The 7,390-nt window shown below is 70.9% G+C and carries 6 protein-coding genes; 2 read left to right on the top strand and 4 right to left on the bottom strand.

What is annotated here, in order from left to right; translation table 11 throughout:
* On the bottom strand, nucleotides 1-793 hold a 793-nt coding region (locus ACWELJ_RS32475; protein WP_452369898.1), incomplete at its 3' end, for a FecCD family ABC transporter permease.
* Between the two features lie 395 nt (nucleotides 794-1,188).
* Complete coding sequence (locus ACWELJ_RS32480; RefSeq protein WP_452369899.1) at nucleotides 1,189-2,226, bottom strand: FecCD family ABC transporter permease; 1,038 nt, start codon at nucleotides 2,224-2,226, stop codon at nucleotides 1,189-1,191.
* Nucleotides 2,227-2,360: 134 nt separating this feature from the next.
* Between ACWELJ_RS32480 and ACWELJ_RS32485 the strand changes: the two genes are divergently transcribed.
* Nucleotides 2,361-3,065: a hypothetical protein gene (locus ACWELJ_RS32485; protein ID WP_452369900.1), complete on the top strand. Its 705-nt coding sequence runs from the start codon at nucleotides 2,361-2,363 to the stop codon at nucleotides 3,063-3,065.
* A 270-nt stretch (nucleotides 3,066-3,335) separates the two neighbouring features.
* The gene (locus tag ACWELJ_RS32490; RefSeq protein WP_452369901.1) at nucleotides 3,336-4,313 is read left to right on the top strand and encodes a helix-turn-helix domain-containing protein; all 978 of its coding nucleotides are present in this window, start codon (nucleotides 3,336-3,338) and stop codon (nucleotides 4,311-4,313) included.
* A 3-nt stretch (nucleotides 4,314-4,316) separates the two neighbouring features.
* On the opposite strand, the gene ACWELJ_RS32495 is transcribed toward ACWELJ_RS32490, so the two are convergent.
* Complete coding sequence (locus ACWELJ_RS32495) at nucleotides 4,317-5,276, bottom strand: helix-turn-helix domain-containing protein (protein WP_452369902.1); 960 nt, start codon at nucleotides 5,274-5,276, stop codon at nucleotides 4,317-4,319.
* A gap of 538 nt (nucleotides 5,277-5,814) precedes the next feature.
* A partial coding sequence (locus ACWELJ_RS32500; RefSeq protein ID WP_452369903.1) for a ketoreductase domain-containing protein occupies nucleotides 5,815-7,390 on the bottom strand: 1,576 nt, incomplete at its 5' end.

Raw genomic sequence — 7,390 nt, forward strand, 5'->3', positions numbered from 1 at the left:
GCGCGGCCAGGCCCACGAAGCCGAGCGGGCCCACCGCGGCGGTCGCCAGCGCGGCGCAGCAGACCGCGGCGGCGATGAGGATCGCCTGCTGGGTCTGGATGCGGACGCCCAGGATGCGGGTGGTGTCGGTGCCGAACCGCAGCGCGGCCAGCGTGCGCGCCGATCCGGCGGTGACGAGCAGCGCCAGCCCCAATCCGATCGAGGCCGGGATCAGGCTCGACCAGTCGGCCCTGTTCAGTGATCCGGTCAGCCATTGCTGGGCGTGCGCGGCGTCGGTGAGCGTGGCCCGCGTCAGCAGCCAGCTCACCACCGACAGCAGCGCCGCGTTGACGCCGATCCCGATGAGCACCAACCGGAATCCCATCACCCCGGCGTCGCCGGACGCGGTCCGCCCCCAGGCCAGCAGATAGATGAGCACCGCGGTCAGCAGTCCGCCCGCCAGCGCCGCCCCCGAAACCCCGAGCGCCGCGGCCGTCCCCGTCCCGGCCCCGCCGAGACCGACCAGTACCGCGACCGCCCCGACACTCGCGCCGGAGGTGATCCCGAGCAGGTCCGGGCTGGCCAGGGGGTTGTGCAGGATCGACTGCGTCACCGCGCCCGCCAGCCCCAGCGCCGCCCCGACCACCACAGCGGTCAGCGCCCGCGGCAGCCGCGAATCCATGATCACGAACCGCTGCGCCCGGGTCCCGCCGCCGCCGAGCACATCCAGCACCCGCGAGAGCGGAATCCGGAACTCGCCCACCGCGATATCCAGCGTGAACAATCCGAACAGCAGGGCCGTCAGACCGATCACCGCGATCAGCGCCGTCGGACGCAGGACGGAGGAGAACCCGCCCGCGCGTACGGCGGGCCGGACTGCCCGCAATCTGGCCGCGGCGCTGGTTCGTTCGGCCCCCGCTGTCCGCGGCGAGCGTCCACGGTGCTCGCCCTGGCGCCCGGAGCCTGCTGGTTCGTCCGGGTCCGGGCGCTGGTGCCGGCGTTGTGTGTGCCCTCCCCGCGAGGGGGATCCGGCTGCGCGGGTGCGTGGCCCGGCTTCATCGGCTGTGCCCGAGTGGTGGCCGTCGGCCTCGTCGCAAGCGCTGCTGTCCGGTGTCGTGGATGTCGCCGGTCGGCTGCCCGCCGCGGAGTTTGCCGGTGAGTCGCCCGAGCTCACAGCGTCGAGCGTGTCGTTGGGAGGTGTCGGGAGTGTCACAGGCTCACCAGCTTTCGGCGGCGGACGAGCAGGAGGAAGAAGGGGGCGCCGAGGGCCGCGAGGGTGACACCGGCCTGGAGTTCACCCGGGCGGGCGATCAATCGGCCGGCGGTGTCGGCCAGCAGCAGGACGACCGCGCCGAGCAACGCCGAGTAGGGGAGCAGCCACCGGTAGTCGGGGCCGGTGAACGCCCGGGCCAGGTGGGGGACGATCAGGCCGAGGAAGGCGATGGGGCCGACGGCGGCGGTGGCCGCGCCCGCGAGCAGCACGATCGCGAGCAGGCCGAGGGCGCGGCTGCGGGTGATGTCGACGCCGAGTCCGCGGGCCACGTCGTCGCCGAGGCCGAGCAGGTTCAGGGTCGGGGCGCAGGTCAGGGCCAGGATCGTGCCGACGGCGAGGAATGGCAGCACCTGCCGGAAGACGGTGGCGTCGTGCCCGGCCACATCTCCGACGACCCAGTAGCGGTAGGTGTTGAGGGCGGTCCCGTCCAGCAGGACAACGATATTGGTCATGGCCTGCAGGAACGCGGTCACGGCCGCGCCCGCGAGGACCAGGCTCAGCGGGCCGGCCTTGCCGCCGCCGAGCGCGGAGCTGCCGAAGACGACCGCGCCCGCGAGCAGCGCGCCCGCGAAGGCGAACCAGATGTACTGCGCCGGGCTGGTGAGCGCGAGCAGGTGGATGCTCAGCGCCGCGAGGAACGCCGCGCCCGCGTTGATGCCGAGTAATCCGGCGTCCGCGAGGGGGTTTCGGGTGTAGCCCTGGATGAGTGCCCCGGCCATGCCGAGCGCGAGTCCGGTGATGAGGGCCAGTCCGGTTCGGGGGAGCCGCAATTCGCGCACGATCTGGGCGGCGGTGTCGGTGGCCGGGCACGAAAGCGGCAGTCCGCCAGGGCAGGTGAGCGCGTCGTAGACGGTTCCGGGCCCCAGGGTGCGGGTGCCGAGGGCGATGCTGGCGGCCAGCGCGCCGAGCAGGAGCACGGCGAGAACGAGAAGTCCGGACAGACGTCGCCGTCTGGTGGTGACTACGGCGGGCACGGTGACGAACTACTCCTGACACGTTCTATGGTCGATAAGTCTGGTAAGCCTAACCTATCTTCTCGTACGCGTTGTCCAAGCTCCACGCCTTTGGTCCCCACATTGGCCGAATAGTCGATGAATGAGGAGGTTCGATGCTCGAACCCGTAACCGTGTGCCCGCCGCGCGATTCCAGGCTCGCCTTCGGGACGGCCTGTCACCGCCTGCGCGCCCTGCAACCCGACCACCCGCGGGTCTACGCCGTCGCCGCCATGGTCGACCAGGGCAAACGCAGATGGTGGCGGCTCGCCGACGGCATTCGTGAGGGCCGCATCGAGCTGATGTACCGGCGCCACGCCGCGGAGATGAGCAATGCCGACATCGCCGCCGAGGTGGTGGCCACCGCGCTGATCCACGCGGTGCTGGGCCGGGTGATGGCCATGGTGGTCTCGGAGGGCCGCGCCTGGGATCCGGGCCTGGAGAACCTGTGGATCCACACCGACAATGACGGCGGCATCGACTGGGCCGGGCTGTCCGACACCACCATTCGCGTGCTCGACGGCGACCCGTTGGCCGGTGAGGACGGCGTGGTGGCGCTGCCGTGCGAACCCGCGCTCTACGTCTGGCTCGCGCACCGCTGCCTGCCCGCGCTGACTCTCATCCAGGAGGCGATGACGCATTGCTCGGGGCTGGGCGTGCGGCGCTTCTGGGGGCTGGTCGCGGAATCGGTGGTGGGTGCGGCGACCTACGTTCCCGCCCTGGCCAATACGTCCTCCTCCGAGGGCGCGCGCCGCGGTCAGGCCATGCTGGCGGCCTTCGAGGACCGTGGTCTGCCGGTGCGCCGGGTGTGCGTCAGGTAGACCTGTCGGTCCGCCGGGACTGCCACGCCACCGGTTTGCTGTAGCCGTCGAATCGGCGCTGTATCGCGCCCGCCCGGGTCTCGCAAGTAGACTGTGCGGCAAACGATCCTGATGCACTGACGGTGCGATTCAGGTGCCGTGGCCGAGAGTGGGCGGGCTATCTGCGCAATGGTGTGCTGCGCACTTGCTGCTGCTACTGTTCCGACCGCGGTGCGGGTATCCCGAGGGGTGCCCGCACCGCGTCGTCGGATCGAACTGGTGGAGGCGTGGATGGCGGTCGTGTTCGATACCGCGGCAGTGGCCCGGCACGAGCGCGCGGACGCCCTGGCCGCCGTCGCCTCGGAGACCGTGACCGCCGCCGACGTCCGCTTCGCCGATCGCAATGGGGCGCACGGCCGTTTGGAAACGTGGCTGTTCGGGCCGGTGGAAGTATTGCGGGTCGAGGCCACCGGGGTCGACGTGCTGCGGACCCCGCACCATGTCCGGACCAGTCCGGCGGGTCTGTTCTCGGTGACCCGGCAGCTCGGCGGCACCCGCATCCACGAGCATTTCGGCATGCAGGAGGTGCTCGCACCCGGCGATTGCGGCGCCATCGACCACGACAATCCGTTCGTGTCGGTGATGCGCGGGGCCTCGATCAGCGTGAGCCTGCGCATGTCGGTGGACGAGCTGGAACTGCCGGGCGATGTGGTGCGCACCGCGGCGATGAGCCTGCGCCGCAGTCCGTTGTGCCCGCTGGTCTCGTCGTTCATGGCCGATCTCATGGCCCGCGCGGACACCATCGAAAACGATCCCGGCGCTGCCGATCTGGGGCGGGCCGGGGTGGATATGGTGCGCGCGCTGGTGCTCTCGGCGGCCGGAGCCGAGCCGGTGGAGGGGAGCGGAGCCGGACTGCCCGCCCCGCTGCTGCTGCGCCAGATGGAGACCTACCTGCGGCTGAATCTGCGCCGCCGCGACCTGACCGCGGCCGAAGTCGCCGCCGCGCACCACATCTCGGTGCGCCGGATGTACCGGTTGTGGTCGGACCAGGGGGTGTCGATGCAGCAGTGGATCATCGGGGAACGCCTGGAGCTGACCCGCCGGATGCTCGCCGATCCCCGGCACGCGGAGCGCACCATCGGCTGGATCGCGCGAGCCTCGGGATTCCGCGACGCGAGCCATTTCACCCGCCGATTCCGCGCCGCCTATGGTGTCGGCCCGAGCGAGTGGCGGGCCGAGGCGCGCGGCGTCGGCGGGTCCGCGAGCTGAGGCTCAGGCGGTGGCCGCCGCGTAGCGCCAGTCCCGCGGGGTCATGCCGTACGCGGCCCGGAACCGGCGGGTGAAATGCGTGGCGTCGCGGAAGCCGACGGTGTGCGCGATGGCGCTGATGGTGCGCCCGCCGTGGGCGGGATCCACCAGCAGGGCGCGTGCGGCCGCGAGCCGTTCGCCGATGATCCACTGCTCCAGTCGAATTCCGGCGTTCGCGCACAGCCGGTAGAGGTAGCGGGCGGACATATTGTGGGCCGCGGCGATCTGCTCGACCTTCAGGTCGGGGTCGTTGAGGTGGCGGCGCACGTAGTTCTGCACTTCGCGAACCACGGCCTGCTGGTGGGCGGGGGTCTCGTCACCGGTCGCGGGTCCGGAGGCGGACAGCAGCAGCGCCCGCACCATCTCGACGCAGCACTGGCCCACCATGACCGCGGCCGGATCGCGTTCGAGCGCCTCGGCGCCCTCGATGAGTTCGGTGATCTGCCCGGCGATCATGTCGTGCAGCGGGCTGTGCCGCAGGCGTCCGGTGGCGGCGGCCAGAGTCTCGCCCGACACTCCCAGCCGATCGCGAGGCACGGCGATGCACCAGGATTCGCCCAGACCGTCCCAGCCGACCTCGAAGGGCGTGGCGAAATCCCAGAGCGCGCATTCGCCCGGCGCGGTGACGGTGTGGCGGCCGTTCTGATAGTGATGGCGGACCGCCTGCTTCTGCAGCACCACCGCGATCGCGGACGAGGGTGTTCTCAGCACCTGCGCGGGCGTCCGGCGGACCCGGACGGCCGAAATCTGGATCCGGTGCAGGGTGGCCACCCCGAGCCGCCACTTCTCGTGGCGGGTGACGATGCGTTCGGGTGGATCCAGCAGTTCCGCGTCCACCTGCAGGGCCACCGACTTCGCGAGGTCGGTGACGAGGCCGTGCCGATGCTCGACCGGGCACGACTCCGCATCCAAAAGGACAGCCATCACAACTCCCCTCGGAACTCGCCCCGCCTCGAGTTCCAGCTTCGCGCTGAACATTACGAACTGCCTGATTTTAAAAAGTTCCGGCCGAACTCCACGCATGCGCGAAGCGGTCATTACGAGGAGCGCAGTGCTGAAAAAATCGGCAAACAGGACTGGTCGGTCAACCGACCAGTGTTTTCGTCGACCTGGTTCGACCCTGCGTGCCATTCGCGCGGCACACAGAGGCGACAATCGGGCGCCCACAGCAAATTTGCGAGCGATGCCACACCCGTCGTGTGCCGGTTCACGACCCGGGCCGGTCGCGGCGTTATCGGTGCACGGCAGGCAAGATTCGTGGCACGCAGGGCCGAGAATGCGCGACACGCATAGCCGGGATGCGCGGCACCGATGGTCAGCATTCGCGGGCACGCAGAGCACGGCCGGCCCGCACGGGCTGTGAGCCTCGTCGGCGACTTCGGGGAAGAACGGCGCGAGCAGACAGGGCAGCGGACATGCCTCGGCCCCCGCACCGGATGAGCCGGGCGGGGGCCGAGTGGAATCAGTGCGCCGTACGCACCAATTCCAGATCGCGGAACTCGCTGCCGGACACCGCTAGCTGCGCCGGTTCGGAGTCGATCGCGGTGAGACGCAGCCGTTCGACCGTCATGACCGGCACCCCCTCGGCGACGGCGCGATATCCGCTCCCGGTGCGGTGGACCGTGTCGGCGGCCAGACAGCCGGGCAGCACCACCAGGCGATCGACCGACAACCGGTGTCCGGCAGCGCCTTCGGGGGTGCTGCCGGCCGAGGCGAGCGCGTCGGCCAGGATCCTGGCGAGCGCCGGATGCGGCAGGCTCGCGCGCGGCGCGCCCGGTGTGCACCACAGATCGGCGTCGTGATGGCGCGGCACCGTGGTCCCGTCGGTCACGAGGGGCTCGTACCCGGGTGGGACGGGATTCGCGGTGTACCGCAAGGTCATGGCTCCGATGCCGGGGAGCGTGACCTGTACGCCCCACACCCCATCGGTCCAGGCGCCACGGGCGGTGACCTCGACCTCGAGCTCGCCCTCGTGGGGAACGCGCAAGGCAGACAGGTCCACTCGCAGCCCGGTGATCTCGAGCAGGTGCTGCCGGGCCCGGTTCTCCGGTCGCACCCAATCTCCGGCCGCCAGCGCGTATTCCAGCAGCATGCCCAGCGGCAGGGTGCCGCCCGCGACCAGATGCGGTTCCGAGCCCGGCGTCAGCCGGTGGCGGGTGGTGAAGAGCCGATGTTCGAGGAAGGAGCCGGCGTCGCCGAGCAGCCGCCGCGCGGTGGTCGTCCGCGCCGCGTCGGGATGTTCGGCGGGCAGCACGATCGTGCGGACACTGCCCGGCCGCCACATGACGCCGAGTCGCCCGAGATAGGTGGCTTCGCCCGCGGTGCGGGCGCTGACGCCCGGATCGTGTGGTGCGCTCAGTTCGGCCTGCCAGTGCGCGACCGCCTCCTCGGGGAGCACGGTGGAGCAGTATTGCGCCGCGCCTTCGTAATTGACGATATTGCCGATGCGTTCCCAGGTGGGCCAGCTGATGCTGCGGACCGGGATGCCGTAGCGGCGTTCGGCCCAACAGGCCAGCTGGGTGAGCGCGTTGTTGGCGGCCGCGTAGGGGAAGTGGCCGATCATGCCGCCGAGTCGCCCCGAGACCGAGCTGACGGCGCACACCATGCGGGGCGTGGTGCGCAGCAGGGTCGCGGCCAGCAGGTTCTCGAAGCCGATCACCTTGGTGTCCATGGTGGAGTCCAGGTCGGCGTCGGTCTGCGCGGGGATGCGGACGCCGCGATAGACCCCGGCGTTGTGGACCAGGATGGTCGGCGGGCTCGGCAGGCGATCGAACAGCGCGTCCACGGCGGCCCGGTCGACGATGTCGCAGACCTCGTAGTCGATGGCCAGCCCCTCGGCGCGTGCGGTCTCGAGATTGCGCTGTAGCTCGCGCAGCCGGTCGGTCACCTCCAATTCCTGTACGGCGGTGCGGATTCGGTCCGGATCGCCGGAGCGGGACGCGGCGTCGCGCAGGACGTCGCGCCGGTGCCGGGCGTGGGTGTCGTCGTCGGCGAGCGCGGTGCCCGGGCAGGGCGCGCGCCCGGTCACCACGACCCGT

The sequence above is a fragment of the Nocardia sp. NPDC004582 genome (assembly GCF_053602115.1).

Bases quoted from the DNA above. Each gene is read 5' to 3' on its own strand.
- ACWELJ_RS32485 (WP_452369900.1), top strand. From the start codon at position 2,361: ATGCTCGAACCCGTAACCGTGTGCCCGCCGCGCGATTCCAGGCTCGCC.
- ACWELJ_RS32490 (WP_452369901.1), top strand. From the start codon at position 3,336: ATGGCGGTCGTGTTCGATACCGCGGCAGTGGCCCGGCACGAGCGCGCG.
- ACWELJ_RS32495 (WP_452369902.1), bottom strand. From the start codon at position 5,276: ATGGCTGTCCTTTTGGATGCGGAGTCGTGCCCGGTCGAGCATCGGCAC.